At 42.1% G+C, this 26,701-nt stretch carries 17 protein-coding genes; 2 read left to right on the plus strand and 15 right to left on the minus strand.

Translation table 11 applies throughout. The features are described from left to right. Positions 1-228 precede the first annotated feature (228 nt). The 15 genes from D0T84_RS15570 to D0T84_RS15640 form a co-directional block, all read right to left on the minus strand. Positions 229-987: a DUF6882 domain-containing protein gene (locus D0T84_RS15570; RefSeq protein ID WP_163308787.1), complete on the minus strand. Its 759-nt coding sequence runs from the start codon at positions 985-987 to the stop codon at positions 229-231. A gap of 250 nt (positions 988-1,237) precedes the next feature. Then, positions 1,238-2,647 carry a DUF5009 domain-containing protein gene (locus tag D0T84_RS15575; RefSeq protein ID WP_163308788.1) on the minus strand — a complete coding sequence of 470 codons (1,410 nt, stop codon included), beginning with the start codon at positions 2,645-2,647 and terminating at the stop codon, positions 1,238-1,240. A 9-nt stretch (positions 2,648-2,656) separates the two neighbouring features. Continuing rightward, a complete protein-coding gene (locus D0T84_RS15580; protein ID WP_255495414.1) occupies positions 2,657-3,943 on the minus strand; it encodes an alpha amylase family protein in 1,287 nt (428 codons plus the stop codon). A 68-nt stretch (positions 3,944-4,011) separates the two neighbouring features. Next, positions 4,012-5,427 carry a sialate O-acetylesterase gene (locus D0T84_RS15585; protein ID WP_163308790.1) on the minus strand — a complete coding sequence of 472 codons (1,416 nt, stop codon included), beginning with the start codon at positions 5,425-5,427 and terminating at the stop codon, positions 4,012-4,014. A gap of 90 nt (positions 5,428-5,517) precedes the next feature. Beyond that, positions 5,518-6,447, minus strand: a complete 930-nt coding sequence (locus D0T84_RS15590) for a two-component regulator propeller domain-containing protein (protein ID WP_163308791.1) — start codon at positions 6,445-6,447, stop codon at positions 5,518-5,520. A gap of 9 nt (positions 6,448-6,456) precedes the next feature. Beyond that, positions 6,457-7,518: a DUF4434 domain-containing protein gene (locus tag D0T84_RS15595; RefSeq protein ID WP_163308792.1), complete on the minus strand. Its 1,062-nt coding sequence runs from the start codon at positions 7,516-7,518 to the stop codon at positions 6,457-6,459. Beyond that, positions 7,515-8,954, minus strand: coding sequence for a calcineurin-like phosphoesterase family protein (locus D0T84_RS15600; protein WP_163308793.1), 1,440 nt, complete (start codon positions 8,952-8,954; stop codon positions 7,515-7,517). Before D0T84_RS15600 ends, D0T84_RS15595 begins: the two co-directional genes overlap by 4 nt. Beyond that, on the minus strand, positions 8,951-10,348 hold the full coding sequence (locus D0T84_RS15605; protein ID WP_163308794.1) for an alpha amylase family protein: 1,398 nt from the start codon (positions 10,346-10,348) through the stop codon (positions 8,951-8,953). Before D0T84_RS15605 ends, D0T84_RS15600 begins: the two co-directional genes overlap by 4 nt. Positions 10,349-10,393: 45 nt before the next feature. Next, entirely contained in the window at positions 10,394-11,527 is a 1,134-nt protein-coding gene (locus tag D0T84_RS15610; protein ID WP_163308795.1) for a glycoside hydrolase family 5 protein, read from the minus strand. Between the two features lie 60 nt (positions 11,528-11,587). Next, positions 11,588-13,270 carry a DUF5018 domain-containing protein gene (locus D0T84_RS15615; protein ID WP_163308796.1) on the minus strand — a complete coding sequence of 561 codons (1,683 nt, stop codon included), beginning with the start codon at positions 13,268-13,270 and terminating at the stop codon, positions 11,588-11,590. Positions 13,271-13,291: 21 nt separating this feature from the next. Further along, on the minus strand, positions 13,292-14,923 hold the full coding sequence (locus D0T84_RS15620; protein WP_163308797.1) for a RagB/SusD family nutrient uptake outer membrane protein: 1,632 nt from the start codon (positions 14,921-14,923) through the stop codon (positions 13,292-13,294). 18 nt (positions 14,924-14,941) lie between these two features. After that, positions 14,942-18,130 carry a SusC/RagA family TonB-linked outer membrane protein gene (locus tag D0T84_RS15625; protein WP_370525513.1) on the minus strand — a complete coding sequence of 1,063 codons (3,189 nt, stop codon included), beginning with the start codon at positions 18,128-18,130 and terminating at the stop codon, positions 14,942-14,944. 93 nt (positions 18,131-18,223) lie between these two features. Then, positions 18,224-19,438, minus strand: coding sequence for an AGE family epimerase/isomerase (locus D0T84_RS15630; protein ID WP_163308798.1), 1,215 nt, complete (start codon positions 19,436-19,438; stop codon positions 18,224-18,226). A gap of 33 nt (positions 19,439-19,471) precedes the next feature. Next, complete coding sequence (locus D0T84_RS15635) at positions 19,472-20,872, minus strand: sugar porter family MFS transporter (protein WP_163308799.1); 1,401 nt, start codon at positions 20,870-20,872, stop codon at positions 19,472-19,474. A 4-nt stretch (positions 20,873-20,876) separates the two neighbouring features. Then, entirely contained in the window at positions 20,877-21,980 is a 1,104-nt protein-coding gene (locus D0T84_RS15640) for a DUF4434 domain-containing protein (RefSeq protein WP_163308800.1), read from the minus strand. A gap of 1,060 nt (positions 21,981-23,040) precedes the next feature. On the opposite strand from D0T84_RS15640, the gene D0T84_RS15645 reads away from it, so the two are divergent. Continuing rightward, positions 23,041-24,411, plus strand: coding sequence for an MATE family efflux transporter (locus tag D0T84_RS15645; protein WP_163308801.1), 1,371 nt, complete (start codon positions 23,041-23,043; stop codon positions 24,409-24,411). 476 nt (positions 24,412-24,887) lie between these two features. After that, positions 24,888-26,345 (plus strand): Fe-S cluster assembly protein SufB, encoded by a 1,458-nt coding sequence (sufB, locus tag D0T84_RS15650; protein ID WP_163308802.1) that lies wholly within the window; start codon positions 24,888-24,890, stop codon positions 26,343-26,345. Positions 26,346-26,701 lie beyond the last annotated feature (356 nt).

The raw sequence follows: 26,701 nt of genomic DNA on the forward strand, positions 1-26,701 counted from the left end.
ACTTCAAGATACGAAATTCTGCAATATTAAGCAAATAATTTAAGAGATAATTTGTTGGTAAATAACTTATTATATACTTTTTAAGGAGCGACTAAATAGCCCGCTATTATCGTTTCGAGGAAGAAAAAAAGCATCTCTAAAACAGCTCTAAAAATTTGAACGAATAAAATTTAAACAGTTTCTAAGGCTTTCGGCCTATGGCTATTTCATTTATATCAGTGAAAAATGTCAGGCTTCTATTTTTACCAGCCTTCCTAATTCGTCGAACCCTGCCGAAATAGTCAGCCCGTCTTTCGTTCCTGTGATTTTACTACTTCCCTGTTCATCCAGTGTATAGCCTTTTGCCAGCAGGTAGCATCTGAAAGCATTGTGATGATTCACCTCGTGCTGTGTAATCAACTGGGAAAATATAGTAGGGATACGCAAGTGCGAAATTTCCTGCTTCTGTTTGTCCACAAGGTCGCTCTTTATGGTTACTACCATAGCACCCTGCCCGTAATCGGCGATATAATAAGCACTGGCATCGAACATACCCGATGCTACAGCACCTATCAGGTGCAGATCATTGTTGTCCGCCTCAAACTGGCTGACAGTGAGCAGGTCTATATTATTCTTTTCTCCATACTCCTTCAGTGCAAGTGCCTGTTCTATCAGTTTCGGAGGAAGCCCCGATTGTGTGTTTGCCCATGCCCATAGCCATGTTTGTGACGAATGCGAGAATGTACCCAGTATCTGTATCGGAAATTCAAGGTTATCGCCAAAACTGATCACGCCTTTGGGTATGTCCGCGTTCCAATTGTTATCCCCTATTACTTCACCAAGATTATCTTGTTTTTCCAGAGCTATGGCTCCGTAACGCTCTATCAGTTCCTGTTCTGAAGAACATGGAGGAAGGGAATGAAAAGCTGTGTTTGTCTGTACTTTTGTGTTTTGTGCTTCCGGCTGAGGTTTTTCTTCATTGCCGAAAAATTTGCTGAATATACTCATAAAAGTAGTTTATATGTTTGTTAGTAATGCCTGTTAGTAATAGCTACAAGACTCATTATATCTACCAGCTTTGGTAAAAATAATAAATTATATTGGCTTTACATCATCCTTCTGAGAATTTATCCGGATATTCTTTTTCTGTTCTTCGCATTTTTTATAATATATTTTCCTAAAAACATCAATCCCCATCTGTCGTAAAAAATTTAACTGACAGACAGGGATTTCTTATCTATGAAAAGTGTTCCGGGATTTAAGTCCGCCAAAACCATTTTATTTTTGTAAAAAACATCGTTATCAGCACTGCTATAGCTGTCAGAATCACTCCCTGCAAAAAGCCCAGCCACGCATTACCCTGAAAATAATCGAATACCGGATATATTCTGGCCAGACTCAACAAAGGAACGGTAAACAAACCTGTAGCAACATACGCAATCATAGGATTCTGCCCCGGCATTACAAGAAAGCTTGTGCTACGATGGCATCTATAGTAATCACAAATCACATGGAAAGTAATAAGAGCCATGAATGCAAGCCCCGAAGTCAGAAAGTAATAACTGTAGGTTGAGGGGTCTTTCTTTATTCCTCCCTGATAGGCTTCAAAAAACAGGCCTAACAATATAAGGTATCCTCCTATAACAAACAGATTTTTCCACAATCTCATATCGGCAGTTCCGGCCTTATGCAACAGAAAATACCCGTAGCACAATAATGCCATATTTATAAACAGATTAGCCAGTAACCAGCGGTTGTAAAGACAACACAGGTTTATAACGACAAGCCCAATGGTAATAACCAGCAACTGGTACGAAACCAGCTTTTCCTGCATCGCCGGCTTTTGTTTTTCTCCTGCCATATTATTCATCCATTCCATCAGATATTCGCCCGCGATACTACCGGGTAAAACGATGAACAAGTATTTGAGGTACTCAAATTTATACATCCATGCCAATGGCGTGAAGTTATATATTTCACTCACAAAGCTGCCTTCAATATCTTTTGCCAGAAAAACAGCCATAATGAAAGGCAGCACCGCTATGCGCAGCACCTTACTCCTGACAGTGAAAATATAAATCAGAGAACCGAACAAGGCCATATTAGCCAATATCAGGATTATAATATTGCTAAAATCCGGATCGAAATGACGCCCGTCAGCATAGCTGACAGTCAATAGCAACAAGAGAGCTATGGCATAAGCCGCCAGCTTTACAGTTGTATGCGCCCACTGTGGCATATTCAGGGGAATGCGCATAAACATAGGGAATAACAATGCGAAACATAGCAGGGACAGCCCCCATGCTCTCGCGTCCTGAGGATTGCTCAGTACATAAGGATAGAAATGCTGAATGAAGATAGCAAAGAAAGTCAGTTGAACTCCCCGTTTCAATCCATCATAAACCAGCTTCAATTTCGACACTCCCCGCTCCAGCTTCTTCTTTATAGAGAACGGAAATGCCGCGCCCATAGCAAACAGGAAGAACGGAAATACCAAATCTACCCATGTTATGCCCGATACGCCCGGATTGAAAGCATGGCTGGGAGGAGGTATCTGGGCGTGATACATCCACCCGGGCAGAATACCATAGACTACAGCCCCGGATAAGACCATAGTTATTATGGCATATCCCCGCAACGCGTCTAACGCATACGATCTGTTGTTCATTTTCTTATATTATTTTATCATGCCGCCGTTACGCATTCCGGCTTCTACCTCTGTCCAGAGGTTTTTGTTGATAATATGGACGATATCGAATATCATCACACCATCCGACATCTTCAGATCCATCTCGATAGAGCGGGTCAGATCCTGTGGCTTATTATAGAACTGATCGACCAGAATGCCACCGCTGAATTTATTGTCTTTGAGTATCTCCCTCAGATTTTCGCAGGAACCTTCCACGCAATACCAAACTCCGCTATGTGCCTTACTGTCTGTTTCATTCCATACACTTTTGTTATTTGCCAAGGCCTCTTCTTTAGTGATGTCGGTATAATAATTTCCTGTTGTATAGAGGTCGAGTAATTCGGCATATCCGTAGTTCTTATAATCTTTTGTCGCCCAATCATATTCCTTGCCGGGATCATATTCTTTGCTGGCAAAGTTCACTCCCACTTCGTAATAAGAAGGGTACCACGCGCCGGTATATGTACCAAAGGAAACTTTTGGGTTTACCGCCTTGACTTCTTTACGGGCAAGTGCCATAAAATCATAGATATTCTTTGTGCGCCATTCTATCCATTTTAAGAAATGCTTCCCGTTTATCCTGTGAAACTTTCCATCTTTATCTTTTTCCCATTTGAAAATATCTTCCGGATATTTTTCGACTTTCTCGTTAATATATTTTTCAAATTCGGATTTCGAATAATCCGAGAAATCAGCTGTAATACCATCATACCTTACGCGGTCGAGAATTAACCCATCCAGTTCGGGATATTTTCCTACTACTTCTTTGAGCACATCCAGTATATGCGTCTGAAACTCTTTATTAATAGGATTTACCATTGCCGAATATTTTTCCTTTTCCTGTGTTATGGGGATAAGCCCCTTGTCGGGATTATAAACAATGGAAGCCCACTCCGGATGATTATCATAGATCTGCCCCCTGTCTATAAAATTATGCCCGGCGACAAACACATTGAGCGAAGCATGTACTTCCATATTCAAATCGTGAGCCTTCTTGATAAAATGCCCCAGGAAATCAAAGCTTACGGGACGTTTCACATTGTTCCACTCTCCCATATACGGCGCCAGTTTGCTGTCGTAAAGCACCTCCCCCGTTATTGGGCGTATATCTACAACGGCATGTGTGAATCCTAACGACTTAATCTTTTCGAGATAAAAATCTATTGAATCAGGACTACTAAAACGTTCGAAATTTGCTGTTGCGTCAAACCACATTAAAGCAACTTTGCCGGATTGATTGCCTGTTGGTTTCTGTTCAGATTTGCATGATGACATCAGGCAAAGAGTACTGAACAATAATAGAAATAAAGAGTAGTTTTTCATTTTATTAATTCATTTATAAGTTATTTGATTTTTACCCTGAAAGGAGAAGCCGGCAATCCTGCGTTATTAGTGAGATTTCCTATCTTATAATTACGGAAACAATAGCGAATTTCGACAGGGTTACTCACCAGCTCACTCCACACCCTTACCTTACCGGAACCTTCTATAACCTCAGCTTTTGCTTCAACAAAGACTCCGTCCTTACCTGCTATCTCAAACCCATCCAATAGTTCTTTTTCGGGATTTAAGCCATCAGCGGCATAATCAAAGGTCAGTTCGGCCATATTATCTTTTAGCGTATAGCTTTGGTATACAGGGCCACTATATGCAAATCCATCTATACCGTAGGTCTTAGCCAAAGCCCAATAAGCAAGCCTCTCTCCTACCTTTATCTTATAAGGAGGATGAATAAATTTTTCGCTACCTGCGTCAGCAGTTATTACCATTCCCGTATTCGGCACTTCCGACATCAATTCTAACTGGCATTCGCGAAATAAAGCCCAGTCCAGTTCATCCTTATTGCCCGACTGCCACGGTGCTATCTGCACATAGTAAAAAGGCATACCGGGCGAATGGAAAAAGTTGCGCCATTGCTGAACGAAAGCCGGAAACAGCTTTTTATAAAGTGCAGGGGCATTGCTATTGGCTTCCCCCTGATACCACAGGATACCTTTTACGCAAATCCCGTGAAGAGGCTGTACCATTGCATTGTGTAATAGCGTAGGTGTACCGTTCGGGTATCCGAACTCGGTATTCTTCAATACGGATAAGTCTACCTCCGGAATTGTATCAAGTGTCTCCCTGCTCATCCACGCTTCTATTTTGGACGCGCTCCACGAGCAATTGATCAGGCCAACCGGAACCTGTAATTTTTCCTGCAAAAGATTGCCGAAAAAATACGCAACAGCACTAAAATCAGACACTTCCTTCGGAGAACTAAGGCTCCAATGCCCTTCCACATCATCTTTAGCTTCTTTGCTCCATGCGTTTCCCACAGTGAATAGCCTTAACGGACGTTTTTCATCAGCAGAGACAATGTAAGGATGAGAGCCATAAACGGGTTGTCCACGATACCCTTTGACGGGCATTTCCATATTCGACTGTCCCGAGCAAAACCAAACCTCACCTATGAGTACATCGTTCAGTATCAATGGTTCTCCATCCGATATCTGTATTGTATAGGGGCCACCGGCGGCAGGAGTTGTTACCTCGAATTCGAAATAACCCTTTTCATCACTTTTAACCGTATAAGTTTTATTATCCCATGAGCCTACTAATTCAACCATCCTGCCGCCATCGGCTTTGCCCCATATTTTAGTTACAGTCTGCTGTTGTAGCACCATGTGGTCAGTAAATACAGAAGGCAGTTTTACCTTCGCTGACACACATGAAATGGCTAGCAATGCCGTAAATAATAATATTATTCTTTTATCCATGAAGTTCAATTTCTGTTTTGTATTACCCTTCAGTTTCATTATCCAGCCAATATGATGTACCTGACGGCACATATCAACCCTTGATCGGCATTAATAACTGAATTCTGAGAGGTCAAGCATTGATATGCCTAAGCTCGTACCCGCATATACCTTATTATTATAAATTTTTATTGTCTGTATCCTGTTCTCAATCAGGTTACTGTTTCCCATCGTATAGGTTTTCTTATTTTTTCCGTTAAAAACAGTCAGGCCTTTATTCGTTCCTACCCATACATTACCATTAGTATCTTCGGCTATGGCAAGTACAACATCGCCCTGTATATTATATTCTTCTTTAGGGTAAACAAGCCATTTCCCTTTTGTAAGAGAAGCCAAGCCATTACAGGAGCCTATCCATAAGCTGTTTTTTCCTGCGCATAACGCATAGATATCGTTATCAGGCAAGGGGCTGTTGTCCCTGTTGTAGAGAGTCCAGCTGCTTCCATCGTATGAAGATAGTCCGTGATATGTACCAACCCAGATGTTTTTATCATCTTTGGCGAGCGAAAGTATGCTGTTGTCTCCTATTGCTATATCTTTAGCCTTGTAATTTATCCACTTACCGCCATCAAAAAGGGCTAAACCTTTGTCCCATGTACCAATCCACAGGTCACCTTTATTCCCTGCCATAATAGCATTGGTAGAAATAGACAACGATGCTTCTTTTGCATTCTCCCATTCTTTACCCGCTTTATGTTTGTAAACGCCTCCTCCCCAGACTCCTGCCCATTTGGTATCATTATTGTCGATAAAGAGCGACTGCACGTAAATATTCTCAGGCCCCCGGCTTTTCCATTGCCCTGCATCATATTTATAGACTCCAAAAGAAGTGGCGGCCCAGATATCCCCCTGCTTGTCGAAACAGATGGTAAGGATATCATTTTTCGGCGATATACCCGGCTCTATCTGCATATTTGTCCACTGCGCCTGTATGCACAGACTTATGATAAGAAAACAAGATATTACCAATATTTTTTTCATACCAAGAAATTATTTAGTTGTCAGGCCTTGTTGTACTTTCAGCCAATCCGTATATTCGCTATAGAGCCGTTCGGCATCGTTATGTCCTGCGGGTGCTATTGAGCCGGGCTTACTCATCAGTCCCATATACTGATATATGAGTATGTTTTCCACAAAGGGAGATATATCTTCCAATTGTGTCAATATCCTTTTGAAGCGCGCCGGAATTAATGCGCTTTCATACACTTCCCCTTCAAATTCGAATACTTCAAGGTCTGCCCAGAGGCGCGATCGCCCGGCTTTGGTATGCATTTTATATAGCGATTCGTAATATTTACCGGCAGTACCGGCCTTTGTCTTTTTCACTCCTATCTCGTCCTGATAAGCCATAATGTCTACATCGAGCCTTTCCAGTTGCTTTACATATTTATCATCGAAGCGAATCGACCTTGTACCATAGGGAGCTATCAGGTTTACACAGTTAGGGGTTAGTTCGCGAGCTTTCTTACTGCACTTGTTCACATAATTGATGGTTGTTTCGTCTATTGTATTATACAAACCTGTTTCGTTAGGATAATACCAGCCATAGAAACTTTTGTGATGCGAGTATTTTTCGGCTACTTCTTCCATGCCTTTTTCGCGGAGGACAGCAATGTCCTTATCCGTCATCATTTTATCCACATTCCTGTAATCTGACCAGAAATCGTTGCTGACGAAGAATTTTATACCACATTCGTCGGCAGCAGACAGTACGGCTTCTAATGGGTCTGAACATTCATAATCAAATCTTGATTGCAGTTTCGACGGATAGAATGTCCTGCCATTTTCTGCTACCGACATCAACACGAGGTATTGCATCCCTGTTTCGGCTATTTCTTTTACTTTTGCCCGCCACTGCGCATCCGTGAATTTTGTCAGTGCCGGATTCCAGTATTTGCCTTCACTGTCGTTGTGATGCTTAAACTCGAACCAGGAGCCTACGATGGGCTTTATATTGGGATTCCGTTTTATTTCACCTGCGAACATATTATTCCCAACTAACAAAGAGGCTGAGGTAAGTCCGCAGTATTGCAAAAATCTTCGTCTGTTCATTGTTTTATTTCTTGCTGATATACATTTCCGAAGCAATCTGTTACTTTTATACTTAGTTTTGCCATCCGGTTTTTGGGTATGGCACGGAATAAATGAGGTGTTGTTACGGGCGAAATCCAGTCATACTTTACTTTTTCCCTGTCGGAACAAAGGATTTTGGCATCCGGGTCTATTCCCGTAAACCGAACCATTTCTCCTTGCACCTTTCCATCCTCTAGCCACTCCACTTTCCAGTTCTTGTCCCAATTCCATACATTGACGATGATATCTTCAGGGAATTCGGAAGAGGCTCCCGGGCGGTATGCCCTGAACTGATGCTCTTTGTCGAACCCAGAACTTTTGAAATACCATTTTACGTCATTTCCGTTCACCTCGTATACTCCATACCCCTGCGGGGTACCATCGAGACAAATATCGCCACGCCACCATGTCCCGCAAACCGCGCCCGTATTGTGTTCCATAATATTAGATGAATGGGCAATATTGTGATTGTAATGCATGTGCCCGGTAATAATATGCGCGTTGTATGGTTTTAGCATCTCGTATAAAGCCGATATATTTATAGTCTGGCCGGCTAGTCCGGAATATTCATATTTGAAAGGCGCCTGCTTTTCTTCAAGGCGTGAGGGGATATGCATAATAATGAAAACGGGTGCGCCTTTTTCTACATAAGACAAATCCTGTTCTATCCACGCATAGGTCTTTTCATCTATATATCCCAGATAGAAATAATCGCGCCCTACAAAAAAAGTATTATCTATTACAATATAATGGGCATTTCCTTTATTAAAAGAATAATACACTGGGCCAAAATAGTTTTCGAATGTCTTTGTCGATGTTTCGTGGCTGCGTCCGAAATAATCCATATCATGGTTCCCTATTGCCCTGTAAACCGGGAAATCGAGAATAGACGAAGCCTGAATGTAAGCCGGATATAATGACGGTGTATCTCCTACAATATCGCCACAATCGACCCCAAAGATATCTTTATCACTATATCCGGCTACCAGAGATTTACAATCGTTCAATATCTTTTTATAACTTTCCAGATTCTCATTATCTACCAGTTGCACATCTGCCTGAGCTATAAACAGGTGATTCGTGTCATTCTTCGGGTTTTGATATATTTCGAAGTCGTAAGTATCTGTATCCCCAGTTACTGCCTTATAAAACTGAGGGATCGTTTTATCCTTATATGCCGGAATATATCCTGACGGGGTAGAGATGTAGACAAAGCGTGTAGGTTTCAAAGACGGTATAGCGTATTCCCCATTCTCTGAGGTTTCAACACAACGTATACCGTCTGTAACAACAACTTTATTAACCCCTATTCCATTGCATGTAACTTTACCTCTGATTGTACATTGGCCATATATGCAAGCATTATAGCCTGTAAACAAAAAGATGGATAGTATATAAATTATTAATCTTCTCATTTTCCCTTTTTATTTTCTATCGATTCCAAATATTTGTCAATTCCTTTTTTCACATCAGGCCAGTAGTTATGCATCTTGAGATGGATAATATCAAACAAAAAATATCCGTTTCCTGCATTGATGGCTGCATCAACAGTATTGGCTACAGCTGTATTTACATTTGTTCCTTCCGGCACATTCCAGTTGCCGACATCTGGGCCTCCTGCAAATTTCACATCATCCAGCAACAGATTCTTCGCATTTTTACAGAATCCCTGTATTGTCCACTCTGAATTTCCATATATTCTGTCGGCAGAAGCATATGCGCCCAATAGCATAAAGTCCAGATGGTCGGCATAACCGTAATCCTTATAATTATCGCTTGCCCATGCTGGATATGTTGCGGCAGTATTATATTTAGGACTTGCCCAGTTTACACCGACGTCATAATATGTAGAATACCACGCCCCTACATATACCCCAAACTTTATATCCTGATTTTGTGATTTTACCCTATCACGGGCTTTGGCTACAAAATCGTGTATTGTTTTAGCTCTGAACTCAAGCCATTTTTTATAATGTTTTGGGAGTGGTGATGGTATAGGTGTGGCTTCTGTCCCCGCAGGCATAATATCGCCAGGGAAGTTTTCTACTTTCGATCCTAGATATGCTTCGAATTTTTCCCGGGTATAATCCGAAAAATCACTTTTTATATCATCGAAGCGGCAGCGATCAAGGAATATTCCATCAATATCGTATTTAGCCAAGTCCTCTAACAGGGCAAGAAGATAATTCTGTACATCCGGATTTACCGGGTTCAGGAATTTTGTGCTATATGTTTTGTTATCCAAATCCATCACATTGGTTATGCCTGTCTCCAGACTGACTGAAGTCGCCCAGTTTTTTTTGCTGTCGTCGCGGAATAGTAAGCCTTGTTGGCCTAAACCATAAGGATAATCATTTCCTGCGGTGAATGTATTTATAGCAGCATGTATTTTAATATCTAACTGATGTGCTATATCGACAAACGCCTGTAAATAATCCCATGTTTCGGTACGCTCATAAAACTGATAACCGGAATTTGACCAATAGTCCAGTTTTTTCACCTGTTGTTCGACACTTGTACTGAATAATACATCACCCATTGTAGGGCGTACGTCCACCACAATGTCGGTGAAACCTGTGTTTTTGGCTAATGTGAGGTCTCGCTTGATATTATCTTTGCTATTTGCATAATCAGGGAAATTGGCTGCTGCATCAACCCACAGGTAACGGGGTTTAGCTTCAACTTCTTCACCGGGGTCTTCTCCGTCCCAGTCCCAGCCGGGCTCTTTTGGGTCGCTGCTACAAGCACAGCCTGCTGCCATAATCATGAACAGGGAGAATGCAACTACAACATTTTGTATTATCTTCATTTTTGTCAGTCTAAAAATTTGAACGAATAAAATTTAAACAGTTTCTTACTTCCCTGTCAGTATGTTTACAATATCCGGATAAGCGACTACGTTATCTTTATCCACAATGCTATAACCTGCACCTTTATAGTCCCAGGAAGTATATCCGGTTTCGTATTCGTTAAACAAGGCGATAACATCTCTATACCAGTTTGCCCTGCTTTCGGCAGGCACAGTATATAGAGTTCCGAATTCTCCTACAAAAACCGGTAACCCTAATTCTTTTGCCCTGTCAATGCCTTCTTTGACGAATGGGCGCAGGGCTTCTTTATTAAATATTTGCCGGCCTGTAGATTGCCATTTATCGGGAAGTTCGGATATATAGTCGTCAGGAACAAGTTGTCCCGGATATGAAATTGGAATATCAGTTCTTCCCCCTGTCGTATCTTCCTGCCCGTATGCTGTAAGAAGATAAGGAGCATAGACATGATATGTCATCAATATATTCTCAGTGGATGGCAATCTCAAGCTACTATATTTCACTGCAAAATTGCTCGTACAAACTCCAACAATCAGTGCTCTTTCTTTTTCTTTTGCCCGTATGGCTGGTATCACCAGATTCAGTACTCTGTTCCAGTTCTCAGGATTCTCAGAAACGGGTTCATTTAATATTTCGTAGGCTAACAGTTCGTTTGAGTACTTTGATAGTTCTGACGATAGGTCTTCCCATAGTTTTACGAATTTTGTCGGTTCGTCTGATTTTGTGAACAAATCATTTTCGGTGTTGGTAAATCTGTGGTTACGTGTAATATGCATATCCACAATGATTTTCATGCCATTCTTATCGCACCAGCTTATCGCATTGTGCAGAAGGTCGAAGGCATAGGCCCTTACCTTATTTCCATTTTCGTTCCACAATACCTGCTCATCTATAGGCAGCCTGATATGGTCGAATCCCAGTTCTTTTAATTGCTTTACATTGTTTTCTGTAAAAAAAGCGGCACGTTGTTCTCCGTCATATTTGGGAGTCGATAGCCAGGACGCTACATTTACACCTTTTTTCAATTCAAATACAGTAGGTATATCATCATCGTCATCCCAATCCCAACCAGGATCTTTTGAGTTGTCGCTACAACCAATTACAGAAAGGCAAAAGACGGTAAGCAAAATGGTTAAAATAATATTTCGTCTGATTTTCATATTATTTATATTATTTTACACCGGCATCCATAAGATGAATACCGGTGTAATTTATGAAACCTATTTATCTATACAATCAAATTGATAGCAACCAAGTACGCCTGAGGCATTATCGATATAATACATATTCATCATAAAGCCATCGGCTGAAGGATATAGCAATATATCGGCTGTACGAGGTTCGGATGGAGTTGCGCCGCCATTGTAGGAAGTTACATCTTCCAGTTTGAATGACAATGCCGGACTATCAGCTACCGAACCTGTCACAAGTCCCGGATTGGAAACATCGTACATATATATCTGTCCACCCAAAGCCCATTGAGGGAAGAATCCCATGTTATATACAGCCATGTAACGGACATTATTGAATTCCTTAATATCGAGGATACCTGCACCCCGTGCCCAGTCTCCTGTTCCTGCCAGTTTGCTTGCCACTACATTTGTACTTCCGTTAATGTAATATACATCTCCTGCGCCTCCGGCATAATGGCCCAGATAGTATCCATCGGCCAGATTAGTCGTAGCATATGTGAAGCGCGGCGCGTTATCCGTACCTCCCCATGAGCCTATGTCTGCTACCGATATTACCTCAGGGCTTCCTACGACACCACCGCTTACTATCCAGCGTACAAAGGCACTGGAACTTTCGCAAGTAGCCACAATTATAGCATCTCCATCGAGATTACCCTGCACGGACATTTTCGTACCTATGGTATAACCGGTAGTATTCGACATGGAGAAGAACAATGTTGGCGCAGTCGTTACCGACTTGGTCTTGTATACATTCAATGTACCTCCGGCCTGAGCGCTGTTTGCGATAAGCATATTACCATATATATCGCCGGTTATCGAACCTCCGGCATTTGCCGAGCCCATAGTTATAGAGCCTATTTTAGCTCCTGTAGACCTATTCAGATAAAGCGGAGTGCTGCCATCACCCAGATTGACAACCAGATAACTGCCAAGTACAGCCAGCGTAGGATTGGTCGATTTAGTCATGGCAAATCCGTAAGCAGTCAGATCCAGAGCATAAACGCTCTCTTCGCTACCTTTACGGTACCCGGCTCCTATCTTTTCAGGGATCGCTTTTTTTACTGTATATTTCTTGGTTGTCGTTCCATCATGTGCTGTCACTGTCAGTTCCACATCATTATTGAAATCGAGAGGTGTTACAGCCGGATCGGGCGAAACAGATAAAGCATGAGGCGATAATTCATAGTCAGCCAGGCTATTCGACAAATCAGCGATACTAATCAGCGATATAGTTCCCGCAGCGTTATCTATGATTCCTGTAACATCTTTGTCCTTCAATGAGAACGAGATGATATTACATGCGTTCGATTTGGTTCTTTCCCCTTTAATAATAATTTCCTTTTTAGCCCCGGCGGGATCTATAATTGTGAAATGATTCTCTTTAGTCAAGTCCAATATTCCCAGTCCCGGATAAATAGAGTAATTATTATCCAGATTTGCTTCCACCTTCATGGCGGTCATATAAGGTGTGGTTTCATTATAACTGTCTTCGGGGTAAAACCAAGGAACAGGTATAACATAAGTAGTAGTACTCAGATCGTTTATCGTATATTCAACCGCTATTTTTTCAGCATATTCGCCGGTTGTGATTTTTGCAACCAAGCGGTTGAATCCTTGTTTATCCGTTGGAGGTATTATATCATCAGGACTCTGACAGCCTGCTAATACAACCAAAGACGAGATTATAATATATACTAATTTATTTTTCATAACTTTCATTATTTTAAGGTTTTATCTCCACTCCTTATATTGCTCCACAGCATTATTGTTATTCAGTTCGTTAGTCGGTAAAGGAATCTGATACATCTTGGAAGGGAAATTCCGGTCTTGCCTGTCACAATCTATGTAGATGTAATTGAAAGACCCATTCGCGTTCTGTTCTATCTTAAACCCGTGTACCCTGATACCTGTAAACGCAGTCGCAGCTAATCCCCAGCGCCTCATATCCCAATAATAGAGCCCTTCGTATGCCAGTTCCACTTTACGTTCCTGGCGTATGGCAGCCATCAGGTTATCACCACTCTTATTGCTGTAAGGAAGCCCCACACGGGTGCGAATCGCTTTAACTGCGTTATTCGCTCCTTCCGCATCGTTAAGGTGGTAGCATGCTTCGGCCTTGTTCAATAATACTTCCGCATAGCGAATAGCAATCCAGGGCTGCGTACTTGCTGTGAGTGTAGCAAAGTCGTGAGACTCATCTACCAGTTTGCGCAGGTAATAACCTGTAGTTGTGCGTCCGGCAGGAACAGGATCGTCTTTCCAGTTGCACCAGCCGTCTACACCGCCAATAAACGGTTCTACTGTACGCCCTTTCCATTCTGCCCCGTTGTACAGAACAGTAGCATGGAAGCGTGGCTCCAATTTGTCGTACGGTGGGGTTTCGCTTATCCCTTCTGCTGTATGCCATTTAGACCAATCTGGGAAACCTCCGGTAGCTAATTCGAAAGATTCCACCATTTCCTGAGTCGGCGTAGCATATCCTCCGGTTGTGTTGTTTCCCTCATCTCCTCCCGGTGTGAACATATTGTCGAAACTATGGGTAACCTCTGATTTATCGTATGAATATTGAAGAATAGCCTCCGAATTGTTGTTTTTGAAAGCATCGGCAAAATCCTCTTCCAAAGAGTATCCGGTCACTTTATCGGCAGCGCTCTTAACCACATCCCAACGTTCTGCATACAGCATTGCCCGCGACAACAATGCATAGGCTGCGCCACTGGTCACCCGACCGTTGGCAACATTGCTTACAGGAAGATTCTGTCCTGCAAACTCAAGGTCTGCCTGAACAAAGTCCCATCCCTGAGCTTCTGTACTTAAAGGTGTATTCTTTTGTATCTTAGTTAGGTCTTCATCATAAATAATTACTTCTTTGTAACGCTTTACAAGGTCGAAATAAAGCTGGGCTCTGAAAAAACGCATTTCTGCTTCAAGACGTTTAGAGTCTTCTTCGCCAAGCGTTCCGAATTTTTTGAGGTTGTAAATACCCTCATTCACACGGCGGACTTTTTCGTAGACTGTCCCCCAATTACCAAGGTAAACCGATACGTAATTCGCCGTCAGTACTCCTCCCCCGTAAGCAATCTCGTTAGGGATGTACATGTGGGCATTATATGTCATCGAACTGTACTTAAGTATATCCGTCAGGCCTTCAGTTTGTCCTGCGGAACATTGTCCTCCGTCAAAACTTCCGAAATAGTTTATATCATGATAAAAGTTATTTATAGCCAGTTCTGCATATTCAACTTTACTCCATGTCAGCTTATCGGAAATCTTATCAGTAGGTGTCATATCCAGATAGTCGTTGCACGAAGCGAAACTAAGCAGGGCACCTAATAATATCGAACTTATTATTTTAGTTTTCATATATTTTTTCTTTAAGAGTTAGAAAGTAAGTGTGATGCCACCCATAAAAGTTTTTTGCTGAGGGTAATATCCATTATTTACACCCGGAGATTCGGGGTCTACGCCATCAGGAAGCCCTGATATAGTAAAAATGTTAGAACCTTGAATAAATAATCTCAGATTCTCGATACCTGCTTTAAGCAAAATCTTTTTAGGAATAGTATATCCTAATTGTGCCGATTTCAGGCGGATATATTTACCATCGCGGAACCAGAATGTAGAAGCCAATCCATTATCACCACCGTGGCTAGCCGAACCTAGCGTAATACGGGGGAAAGACCCGTTCGGGTTATCAATGCTGTATGCATTCTCTACAAGGAAGAGCGGAGAGTTTGCTCCTTCTTTAAATGTCTGCGTCCAGATTGTATTGTCGTCGTATCCGTTATAATATGTTCCGGTGAGTGAAACATCAAATAAAGCGCCGCCTGTAAACTGCGCATTGATGTCGAATCCATTCCATGACGCACCCAGATTTAAACCGAACATCAATTCAGGACGGTTGCTGCGGCCAATGCGGCCACGGTCTTGATTGTCTATTTTACCATCTCCATTTACATCCTTGTATTTGATGTCTCCCAGATTAGGGCGACTACCATACCATGCCGACTGGTCAATTTCTTCCTCCGAACGGAACAGGCCTTCTGAAATCCAGCCATAAGTAGCATATACGTTAGAGCCTGTAACTCTCTGTATTTCGGGGATATCCGCGTTGTCAGGATAACGTAGCCAACGGCTTTTCGCATAGGTCATATTACCTGAAATATCATAGTTAAACGGCTTGTTACCCAAAGCGAATTTATTATTGTGCTTAACGAGGACTTCAATACCTTTAGTCTCTATTTTGCTGTAATTCTCGTATGTAGGATAGTAACCTCCCATTGACGGCGGGTAACCCGAACCCATATATGTCAGGATATCATAGGTATAGTTATAAAACGCGTCAAATTCCATTCCCAATAATCCGCCCCACATCGTAAAATCAAATCCTGCATTATAAGACAGTGTCTTTTCCCATGTCAGGTTTGGATTTGCTATAACGCTTGTATACAAGGCATCGTTAAGTGTGCCTTTGAGTGACAGCTTATCTCCATAAGCGTATGTGCTTAGGAACGCATAGGCAGGGAGGGAATTGTCATTCCCAAGCAGTCCGACAGAACCGCGGATCTTCAGGTCGTCAAGGAATGTAAGGTCAGACATGAAGCTTTCTTCTGTCATACGCCAGGCCAATGAACCTGAAGGGAAGAATCCCCAGCGTTTGCCTGATACATTTCCGGCAAATTTATATGACCCGTCGTAACGTCCTGTTAATTCTACAAGATATTTATTTGCATAATCATATTTCAAACGATATACATATCCAATAGAACGGTATGCGCCGCTATACCCTCCGATAGGATTATTATCCGGCACTCCCATGCCTAATTCGGGCAGTTCGGGAAAGCTCAGGTTTTTGGCGTATGCCGATAACGAGTTCGACTTATTATCACGGGCTTCGGCCAACAACATGAAATCAAGGTTGTGATTATCAAATGAGTTCGCATAATTAAGGCTTGCCTGTCCTATCATCTGCTCAGATGTATATTGTCCTTCGCCTAAAGTCACATAAGGAGTGGAACGGGGGTCATTTACCACTGCATATCCCAGTTTGCTTGTAGAATCCGGTAATTTAATGGCATTCAATTGATAAGGTGTATTCAGGTTCTTGTTATGAGATGTACCGTAGTCATAAGCACCTGTTAATTTCGCACTCAAACCTTTTACCCAAGGAGCCTTGAATTCTATTGACAGGTTTGTCTGTAGATCTGTACTTCTTGTTTTTTTGTAGCCTGATTCGTAGATAGCAGCCAGCGGGCTTTGTGGCAGATTTGTATTACGCGCCGGCGTAGCTGTATACAGTCCTTCATATTTTTCAGGAAGATACGGATGCATTGCTATGGTCTGATGGGCAATAGACAACCATCCTTGTTCTCCTAATTCAGAGTTTGCATCGGTACCTCCTGCAGCAAATCCCGGAGTCTGGCGGCGTCCGATATTTCCGGCAACACCCAGGCTTACTTTGAAATATTTACCAATATTAGACTCTATATTTGTACGCAGGTTATAGCGGCGATATTTAAATTCATCGATATTTCCTTTTTGTCCCAGGTAACCCAGAGAGAATAGATAATGCGAATTATCGTTCCCTCCCTGTACTGTAACATTGTGTTTCTGGTTTGTTCCTGTACCAAATACTTTATCTATGTAATCCACATTGTCCCATCCGTCTGTAGGATCATTGTTTGTCATCATGGCAATATCTTCCTGTGTGAAGATCGGCACGTACTGGTTTCGGTCAGTTATGGAACCGCTGGCCAGTTTGTCCATCATGTCTGCCATATTGTAATAATGTGCAAACTGAGGACCATTCATGAATTTAGGGAAGTTGGCATTCATAGAAGCTCCAACAGAACCATTGTAAGTGATCTTTGCTTTGCCCTCTTTTCCCTTTTTAGTAGTTACGATGATAACACCACCCGAAGCCTGGAGTCCGTATACCGAAGCTGCGGCAGCATCTTTCAATACAGAAACACTCTCGATGTCATTCGGGTCGATATCATTTATCGAGCGAGGGAAGCCATCGACTATATACACTGCTCCGTATCGTGAACCGCGGATAGTGAGTGAAGCCTTATCCAATCCGGGCTCTCCGGACTCCTGTATAGATGAGATACCGGGCAAACGTCCTCCCAGCAAACTGGATATGTTAGTAGAGGGAGCCTTCAGCAGTTCATCCCCGTTTATCGCAGAAACCGCACTGGTCAGCGATGTTTTTTTCTGTACACCATATCCCACAACGATAACCTCATCAATGAGTTTCGAATCTTCTATCAGGACTACATTCAGGTTGGTGCGTCCATTCAATTTTATAGACTGCGGGGTATATCCCACATAAGTAAAGTCCAAGGTTACATTAGCATCAGGCACTCTTAGCTGATACTTTCCATCCACATCCGTAATAGTAGCACTGGTTGTTCCTTTTACAGCAACCGTAGTTCCTATCAAAGGCTCATTTCCTGAGTCTTTAACAAACCCTGTGACTGTTACCTGTGCCTGCATACTCATAAATAAGAATGAGAGTAATAACGAGAAAAACAATCTCATACTCCATTGGGCAGTTGGTTTTTTCATAGCAAATTGTTTTGAATTAATTTAATCAATGTATATTCGATTTAATTTAAGCCTTGTGTAACAGAAACCGCAAGTAACTAGTATAGCCGGTTTCTACAGTTCAATTTCAGATTTATTACCGGCTGTCTTAGCCAATTCTTTATTATTTATATCTTCTAATATCTTCCAGCATTGATAGAGGCCGCGAGGCACATGGAAGCATCCTTTCCATTTTCCTCCTTTCAGGGTAAGCAGTACTTCGCCACGGCGGTTGAGGTAGCCGAACCATTCAGGGTATTCCTTATCCTTGAAGCGGGTCCATACATAATTGTGAATCTTTTCGAACCAAGCCAGACAATCTTTTGAGCCTGTCAGGTTATACCCTTTCAATAAGGAAATCAATGTCTCTATATGCACCCACCATAACTTCTGATCCCATTCCAGTTGTTGAGGGGGACGTCCTAAGCGATCCATGTAATAAAAGATACCACCATGCTCCTTATCCCAGCCATAATCTATCATTTTCAGAGTTGTTTCCGTGGCTTTTTCTATCAGTTGAGGCCTGTTGAGGCGGTGCCCCAGATCCATGATAAACCACATGGCTTCGATGGCATGTCCGGGGTTCATAAGCCGTCCGTCAAACGTATCAGACAATTTGCCGTCAACAGTTACATTCTCTACTATAAGCCCGCCTAGTTCGGGTCGTAAAAAGATATCCATTACCTCATGGATACAGTTTTCCATTACTTCTTTCAAATATTCTTCGGGGAGCAAGTGTTCTATCTCAAGAGCCAGATTGCACAGAATCATAGGGAGGGCAAAGTTTTTCAGATTCCGTGTCCCAGGATGAGCCTTATTCCATTTTCCTTTCGGATTATTTACCTTAGACAGGATAATTTCAAATGTTTTGCGGGCTATATCAGCATACTCTTCATTTCCGGTAGCCATATTCAACTGCCCAAACGCCATAGTAGCGAAGGTGTATGAGAATATGTTGTATGGTTCTACCAAAGGATTGCCTTGGCAGTCGAGCGAGAAATACCAGTTGTAGTTGCCGTCGTGCCCATGCTTTTTAAGGAACTCCCCTCCCTGCACAGCACAGTCGAGCCACTCCTGGCGTTTTTCCACGTTGTTATACATTTTCGAAAACATCCACACCTGACGTCCCTGCAACCAGATAAACTTATCAGTATCGAATACAGAACCATCCCTGTCGAGACAGGAGAAGTATCCTCCATACTCTTTATCCTGAGAATTTTCGAGCCAAAAAGGCAAGACGCTGTCTAGCAGTTCAGATTTGTACTGCTTCTCTAATTGTTTGAAATCCATAATGATTTATATTTTAAATAGTATATTTTAGGTTTATGTTTCCCAGTATTTCTCTATTTCTTCTAATGATTTTCCTGTTGTTTCAGGTACTAATTTCCATACGATAAGAATGTACGGTACGCACATTACAGCAAAGAGGATAAATGTACCTTCTGGTCGCAGATTTTGCAGCAGCCACGGTGTAAGCTGCCCTATAAGGTATGTCCCTATCCATAAGGAGAAGCCTGCGATAGACATCGCCAAACCTCTGACCTTGATAGGATACATCTCCGACAACAGAACCCAGATAACGGCACAGATAGATACAGCACAGAAGAAAATGTAGGCAAGGAAGAATACCAGTAACAATACACTAGGGATGCCCAGGTCTGCTCCTTTAAGAAAATAGAATGAGATGAGCAGGAGCGAAACTATCATACCCGATACCCCGTAATAGACCAGTTTTTTCCGGCCTATCTTATCGATAATGAATATGGCAAGAACAGTAGTCAACATATTAACGAGCCCTACAATGACCTGATAGAAAAGTGAATCGTCTCCCGATAATCCGCTACTCTCGAAAATAGAAGGTCCGTAATAAAGTACTGCATTCACTCCCATGAATTGCCCCAACATGGCTATTGCCACACCGATAATTACTGCTTTCATTATGCCTGGCTTCAATAATATGCGCCAGTTAGATTTTGTTTCGTTTCCTATCACCCGTTTCGTCTCGCTCATTTCATAAACCGCAGACTGCACAGAACCGTATATATGTGTTAAAATAGATTCGGCTTTCGTCTCTTTATTTTTCAGGATCAGCCACCTTGGGCTTTCCGGAATGAAGAATATGACAATAAAGAACAGTACCGCAGGGATAACAGCCATACCGAGCATACTACGCCACACCTCGCTATGGAATATATGGTATAATGTAGGATTAGCCAGTTCTGCCGCGCCACCTGTCGAGAAATTAAGTAAGGCATAATTGACAAGGTACGCACCCAGAAACCCTACGGTAACGGCCAACTGATAAAGGGACACCAGCCTCCCACGATATTCCGCAACCGATATTTCGGAAATATACAAAGGAGATATAATGGAGACTACACCGATGCCTATCCCGCCTATGATACGGGCAATAACCAGATGATCGAAATCGGAAGATATGGCACAGCCTACAGCCGAAACTGAGAATAGTATGGCTGCGACCAGAAGCGTCTTTTTCCGTCCCAAATTATCACTGAGCACACCTGCGCACAATACGCCAAAAATGGAACCGATAAGCGCACAGCCTACATACCAGCCCTGCGAGAGCGCGTCTAAAGAGAACTGCGCAGACACCTGAGCTATGGTACCCGATATTACAGCTGTATCGTATCCAAAGAGGAAACCTCCCAAGGCAGCTACAACCGACAGAAAACTTATATATCTTATATTAATGTTAGAATCCATGTTTTTACTTTATTTCGAAGTATTCTTTATATCTGTCGTATAAATGCCCTGCCTGAAGGTAGGCTGACTGCGGGCTCATAAAATGAGAAAACTCAAATGTAATAGCTTTGTCATAACCGGCTCTTTTAGCCGCTTCCAGCTTCATCCTCAATTTATCAAACTTGATAGGGAGGAACTTTATCGGCATATCGCGGTCAAATGTTTCGGCATTTGTCCAGCATTTTAGCCCATATTTATCAGCTAATTTCTTGTTCACCTCAAAGAACGCGTCCAGCTCATCATAATCGATATGCCCATCCTGAAAAGCACAGGCATCCACGGCTCCTTTTATTCCGTCAAATATTTCGCCCCATTCTTTTTCGTGTTCCTGTACCGAAACCGATTCGGTTTTAGTCAACTGTCCCGACGCTGCCATAACGGCCTTTTTGCCATCAATCCACGGAGATATAAATGTAGGCAGGCCTCCCGAAACATCCTTGCATTGTTTCCCCATAGAATAGAAAGCATTTATGGCTCCTTTGGTTTTGCGGCTGATTTCACCGCTGATATACCATCCTCCGAAGCTTTTGTATTTATCTCCGTATTTTTTCCAGACCTCATCTATCACATATTTGTTATGCTCTATTTCGGAGGACAAGTCGCCTGTATCCCAATATTCGCCGGAATCGTAAAGCCCGAAATAAAATTTCATATCATATTTCTGGGCCAACCGCAGATACATATCCACCAAATCGACGGAAGGCATATAACAGCCTTTCTTAAGCAGGTACTCCGATGGGTATGTGATAAACTTGCGGTATCCCGAACGAATCATGATAACAGTATCTATCCCAATGTTTTTCATGTGACGAAAATCCAAGTCCCATTCTTTTTCGCCCCAATTCTGATGAGGTATATCGTGCGAAATTTCATCCAAAAAGGTGCCTGTGATAGACAGCCCGTTCGCTTTGGGGACAATCAATGAGCTTTGTATAGAATTATCCGCACTGAGGCTACTCGCGTTACCCGAAGTGCTGCCGCTACAAGCCGTCATTGACGGTATTGCTACAGCCGAAGCTCCGGCTATTGCGGCTTTTTTAAGGAAATCCCTGCGATTATTTGTTTCCATAGAGTATTTTGGTTATTGTTGGTAATTTATATTCAAGTGTATTTTTAAGGGCTCAAGGTAATTGTTATAGATCTGCTTATTTATACATTAGAACAAGGGATCAGTCATGCTTTCCAATAGTATTCATTCAATTAGCATATATGCAGTTCAGCATTCGGGACCTTTGATTTTCAATTAAATGCTTTCATTGATATATTTCAACAGCAAATATGATAAAATATTTTTTAATTACAAATCATTTAATAAAAAAAATAATTATATACCCTCGTTTTTAACATTAACATTATTTTAATATCCTGAATTAGGTTCGTTTTTTTAAATAAAGATGGACATATAGAGAATAAATCACTGTAAAAGGATATACCATTAGAAATAAAGCTTTAAAATAACTTTTATAAGAAATATACCCTATAGCGCGGAAAGAAAAAATATATCTAAGTAACTGTTTAAATTTTATAGCAAATCTTTTTTATAGCTATTTTTAGATTGATTTTATCATTTTTGCTAGCAGAACCAACGGTCAGCCTAGCTATTTAGCGGGCTAAACCAAGAGTAAAAAGGGAAGAGTTACTTAGTAGATAAATACTTTTCATTACTTATCATATCGAACAGAACAATACCGACCTGGTTTTTCAATATATTACATAATTATGCCAATCAGGGGTTAAATGTGCCGTTAGGCACATCATATTGGTAGAAGCATGAATGAAATTCGTTTTTTTGTGCCGTCAGGTACAAAATGTGAATTGTTCTGTAGATATTGCGTACCTGACGGCACGCAATTAACCGGTTAAAGCTTCTTTCTACCAACATTCAGTCCCTAAAGGGACAAAAAATAGCACATTTAACCCTTGATTCGCATTAATTATAGCTTTGTTGGCGTAAGGTTGTGATCTCCCAGATTCTGTAAGCGGGCAGGTAACTCCTGCCCCTGCAAACACTTGAAAAATGCGTTTGTTCTAAAAATACGAATAGTATATCTTTAGTCGCGGATAGATTTTGTACCTTTGCACCCTCAAAAGATGGGAGACTTGCTCCTTAACTGTAAAAGAATTTGAAGATGTTGAAAACAGCGAACATAGAAGAACTGCAAAACAAAAAAATAAGTAAACTTCTTTGGCAATACGCTTTACCGGCTATCGTTGGGACGATGGTAAACGCGCTATACAATATTATCGACCGTATTTATATCGGACACGGGCCTGATCTGGGCGACCATGCTATCGGCGGATTGGGGATTGTCCTGCCTGTTATGAACCTTACTGCCGCCGTTGGTATGCTGGTGGGGGCGGGATCTGCCAGCCGTATATCTATTTGTTTGGGACGTGGCGATAAAGAAACGGCGGAAAAGATTATAGGCAACTCTTTTCTGATGACTATAATATTTACAGGTACGCTTGTAGCCATCCTTTTCATGTTCCTCGACCCCATATTGATGCGGATAGGCGCTACGGCAGAGACTTTCCCTTATGCAAAGGAGTTTTTGCTTTACTACCTGCCGGGGAATATATTCCTGACCATGTGTTTCAACTTCAACAGTATGATGCGTGCTTCGGGGTATCCTACCAAAGCCATGTTTACAATGCTGATTGGCGTTGTCGCTAATATAATCATTGCCCCGATCTTTATCTTCTGGCTTGAGTGGGGAATAAAAGGTGCCGCCATAGCTACCATCATCTCCATGTTTATCGGATTGTGCTTTGTGATGTACCACTTTATGAACCAAGGCAGTATGTTGCGCCTGCGTAAGAAGAATATAGGGCTTGATCCGAAAATTGTATGGTCGATAGCCAGTATCGGTATGTCTCCTTTCTTTATACAGATAGCCGCTTCGATTGTGGTATTCTTTATCAATCACAACCTGAAAACCTATGGCGGGAATATAGCGATAGAGGCGTATGCAATAGCTAACACGCTGGTAATGATTATCATCATGGTAATGGTAGGCCTTACACAGGGTATGCAGCCGATAGTGGGATACAACTATGGCGCTAAAAGGATAGGACGGGTAAAGGAAACCCTGTTTTATACGATCAAGGTAGGGGTCGTAGTGGGATGTGTGGGGCTGGTAATCGGTATGATATTGCCGGACATAGTAGTTAAACCGTTCAACCCTTCCGCTCCGCTAGCTGCCGAAACGGCAAAGGCTTTGCGCATCATTACGGTTATGCTGCCGTTGGTCGGTTACCAGATAGTAGTGACTAACTTTTTCCAGTGTATCGGTATGGCGGGAAAATCCATCTTCCTGAGCCTTACCCGCCAGTTCCTGATGTTATTGCCAGCCTTGTTCATTTTACCGAGGTTCTTTGGTATAAACGGAGTGTGGTATTCATTGCCTACTGCAGACTTTTTAGCAACTGTTTTGACCGCAATATTGTTTATACTGCAAGTAAGGGTGTTCAAACAGATGGAAACTACGGAGAAATTATAAGGTATCCCTTCCAGCCTCCCCGAAAGGGAGAGGTTCGCAAAACCCTGATACCTTATCGATGTTATAAACATCAGTTAAATGCATGATTGTAAATATTATACATAATGCTTAAAGGGCTACATAGCTTTGTATCCTGTTTTTTGCCACATACTGCATAAGAAGTGTCACTCTTGGTTCCGCTCTGCTCTGCCGATTTTGACTCCGTCGATTTTCAATTCAATTGTCACTTTTTTACTCCGGAGCAAGAGGTTTTTAAGGCTGACATTACAGTTCGCAGAATAGGATTGTTATAAAAATGGAAAATGAAAAACAAAAGCCTCTTCTATCTGTTCTATGAGTGATGTAAAATATTTATATATGTCGGATTAATGCTAAGAATATAATATCTTTGCAAATTAATAACAGGCCTCTCCCAGCCTCCCTGTATGGGAGGAAAAGTTCCCTCTTGGGGGTAAGGGGCTTTAAAATAAAAAATCATGCAAGAAACTCAAGATAAGATTTTAGAAGATGTTACCGCCGGGGATTATAAATACGGCTTTGTAACAGATATTGAAACAGAAGTAATTCCCACCGGACTGAATGAAGATGTTATTCGCCTGATTTCAGCTAAGAAGAACGAGCCCGAATGGCTGTTGGAATTCCGCCTGAAAGCATATCGCCACTGGTTGACAATGGAGGCTCCCCAATGGGCGCATCTGGATATTCCCGAAATTGATTACCAGAGTATCAGCTATTATGCCGCCCCTAAAAAGAAGGACGGACCTAAAAGCCTTGAGGAAGTAGACCCGGAACTGCTGAAAACATTCGACAAACTGGGTGTGCCTCTTCACGAGCGCGAAATACTTGCCGGCGTGCAAAATATGGCTGTGGATGCTGTAGTAGACAGTGTTTCGGTGAAGACTACATTCAAAGAGACATTGGCAGAGAAAGGGATTATTTTTTGTTCATTCAGCGATGCCGTGCAGGAGTATCCTGAGTTGGTAAGGAAATATCTGGGCTCGGTGGTGCCTTACAGGGATAATTACTTCGCAACACTCAACTCCGCCGTATTTAGTGACGGTTCGTTCGTATATATACCCAAGGGTGTTCGCTGCCCGATGGAACTATCCACCTATTTCCGCATCAATGCAGCGAATACAGGGCAGTTTGAGCGTACGCTGATCGTAGCCGACGACAACGCCTATGTAAGTTACCTCGAAGGCTGTACAGCGCCTATGCGTGACGAAAACCAGCTGCATGCCGCCATTGTGGAGATTGTAGCCCTCGACCATGCCGAAGTGAAATATTCTACTGTGCAGAACTGGTATCCGGGCGACAAAGAAGGCAAAGGTGGTATATACAACTTTGTGACCAAGCGTGGTATCTGCAAAGGTACAGGCTCTAAGATATCGTGGACGCAGGTGGAGACAGGTTCGGCCATTACATGGAAATATCCGTCATGTATCCTTGCCGGAGACGGCTCTATCGGGGAGTTTTATTCGGTAGCCGTTACTAACAATTACCAGCAGGCCGATACCGGTACCAAGATGATACATATAGGGAAGAATACTAAAAGCCGTATTGTGTCGAAAGGTATCTCTGCGGGATTCAGCCAAAACTCATACCGGGGGCTGGTAAAGGTTTCGCCAAAAGCCGAAGGGGCGCGTAACCACTCTCAGTGCGACAGCTTGCTGCTGGGAGATAAGTGCGGGGCACATACATTCCCGTATTCGGATATTGCCAACCCTAGTGCCATCATAGAGCACGAGGCTACCACTTCGAAGATAAGCGAAGACCAGATACTTTACTGCAACCAGCGTGGCATAGGCACAGAAGAGGCTGTAGGGCTGATTGTAAACGGTTATGCGAAGGAGGTAATGCAGAATCTGCCGATGGAGTTTGCGGTGGAGGCTCAGAAGCTATTGCAGATAAGCCTGGAGGGTAGTGTGGGGTAGTTGTAGATAGCAATGATTACATTCAAAATCTTTTTAGCTCTCCACCCCTAAATGTTAAATTATCCAACTCCACCTCCAAATACCAATACTTTTACTTACATTTGCCTCTAGTATAATAACTGAAAAAAAGTCTGTCACTATATAAGCGACAGACTTTTGTTTTGCAATATTATCTATACTTCTGGTATATAGTTGTTTATGTCTTTATTCCGAAAAAAACAGCAATCTTCCGGCCCTCTTTTATATCGCTGTTTACCAATCACTTATAAAATGTTTGACAATTGTTTGACAAATCAATTTCGGGGAGAGATTCTCAGGAATTAATATATCCTTATAATACAATGACTTAACCCTCG

Source organism: Dysgonomonas sp. 521, from assembly GCF_010501055.1.
Taxonomy (GTDB): domain Bacteria; phylum Bacteroidota; class Bacteroidia; order Bacteroidales; family Dysgonomonadaceae; genus Dysgonomonas.

Coding starts and splice junctions, on each gene's coding strand:
- D0T84_RS15570 (WP_163308787.1), bottom strand. CDS start 987: ATGAGTATATTCAGCAAATTTTTCGGCAATGAAGAAAAACCTCAGCCG.
- D0T84_RS15575 (WP_163308788.1), bottom strand. CDS start 2,647: ATGAACAACAGATCGTATGCGTTAGACGCGTTGCGGGGATATGCCATA.
- D0T84_RS15580 (WP_255495414.1), bottom strand. CDS start 3,943: ATGTCATCATGCAAATCTGAACAGAAACCAACAGGCAATCAATCCGGC.
- D0T84_RS15585 (WP_163308790.1), bottom strand. CDS start 5,427: ATGGATAAAAGAATAATATTATTATTTACGGCATTGCTAGCCATTTCA.
- D0T84_RS15590 (WP_163308791.1), bottom strand. CDS start 6,447: ATGAAAAAAATATTGGTAATATCTTGTTTTCTTATCATAAGTCTGTGC.
- D0T84_RS15595 (WP_163308792.1), bottom strand. CDS start 7,518: ATGAACAGACGAAGATTTTTGCAATACTGCGGACTTACCTCAGCCTCT.
- D0T84_RS15600 (WP_163308793.1), bottom strand. CDS start 8,954: ATGAGAAGATTAATAATTTATATACTATCCATCTTTTTGTTTACAGGC.
- D0T84_RS15605 (WP_163308794.1), bottom strand. CDS start 10,348: ATGAAGATAATACAAAATGTTGTAGTTGCATTCTCCCTGTTCATGATT.
- D0T84_RS15610 (WP_163308795.1), bottom strand. CDS start 11,527: ATGAAAATCAGACGAAATATTATTTTAACCATTTTGCTTACCGTCTTT.
- D0T84_RS15615 (WP_163308796.1), bottom strand. CDS start 13,270: ATGAAAAATAAATTAGTATATATTATAATCTCGTCTTTGGTTGTATTA.
- D0T84_RS15620 (WP_163308797.1), bottom strand. CDS start 14,923: ATGAAAACTAAAATAATAAGTTCGATATTATTAGGTGCCCTGCTTAGT.
- D0T84_RS15625 (WP_370525513.1), bottom strand. CDS start 18,130: ATGAAAAAACCAACTGCCCAATGGAGTATGAGATTGTTTTTCTCGTTA.
- D0T84_RS15630 (WP_163308798.1), bottom strand. CDS start 19,438: ATGGATTTCAAACAATTAGAGAAGCAGTACAAATCTGAACTGCTAGAC.
- D0T84_RS15635 (WP_163308799.1), bottom strand. CDS start 20,872: ATGGATTCTAACATTAATATAAGATATATAAGTTTTCTGTCGGTTGTA.
- D0T84_RS15640 (WP_163308800.1), bottom strand. CDS start 21,980: ATGGAAACAAATAATCGCAGGGATTTCCTTAAAAAAGCCGCAATAGCC.
- D0T84_RS15645 (WP_163308801.1), top strand. CDS start 23,041: ATGTTGAAAACAGCGAACATAGAAGAACTGCAAAACAAAAAAATAAGT.
- sufB (WP_163308802.1), top strand. CDS start 24,888: ATGCAAGAAACTCAAGATAAGATTTTAGAAGATGTTACCGCCGGGGAT.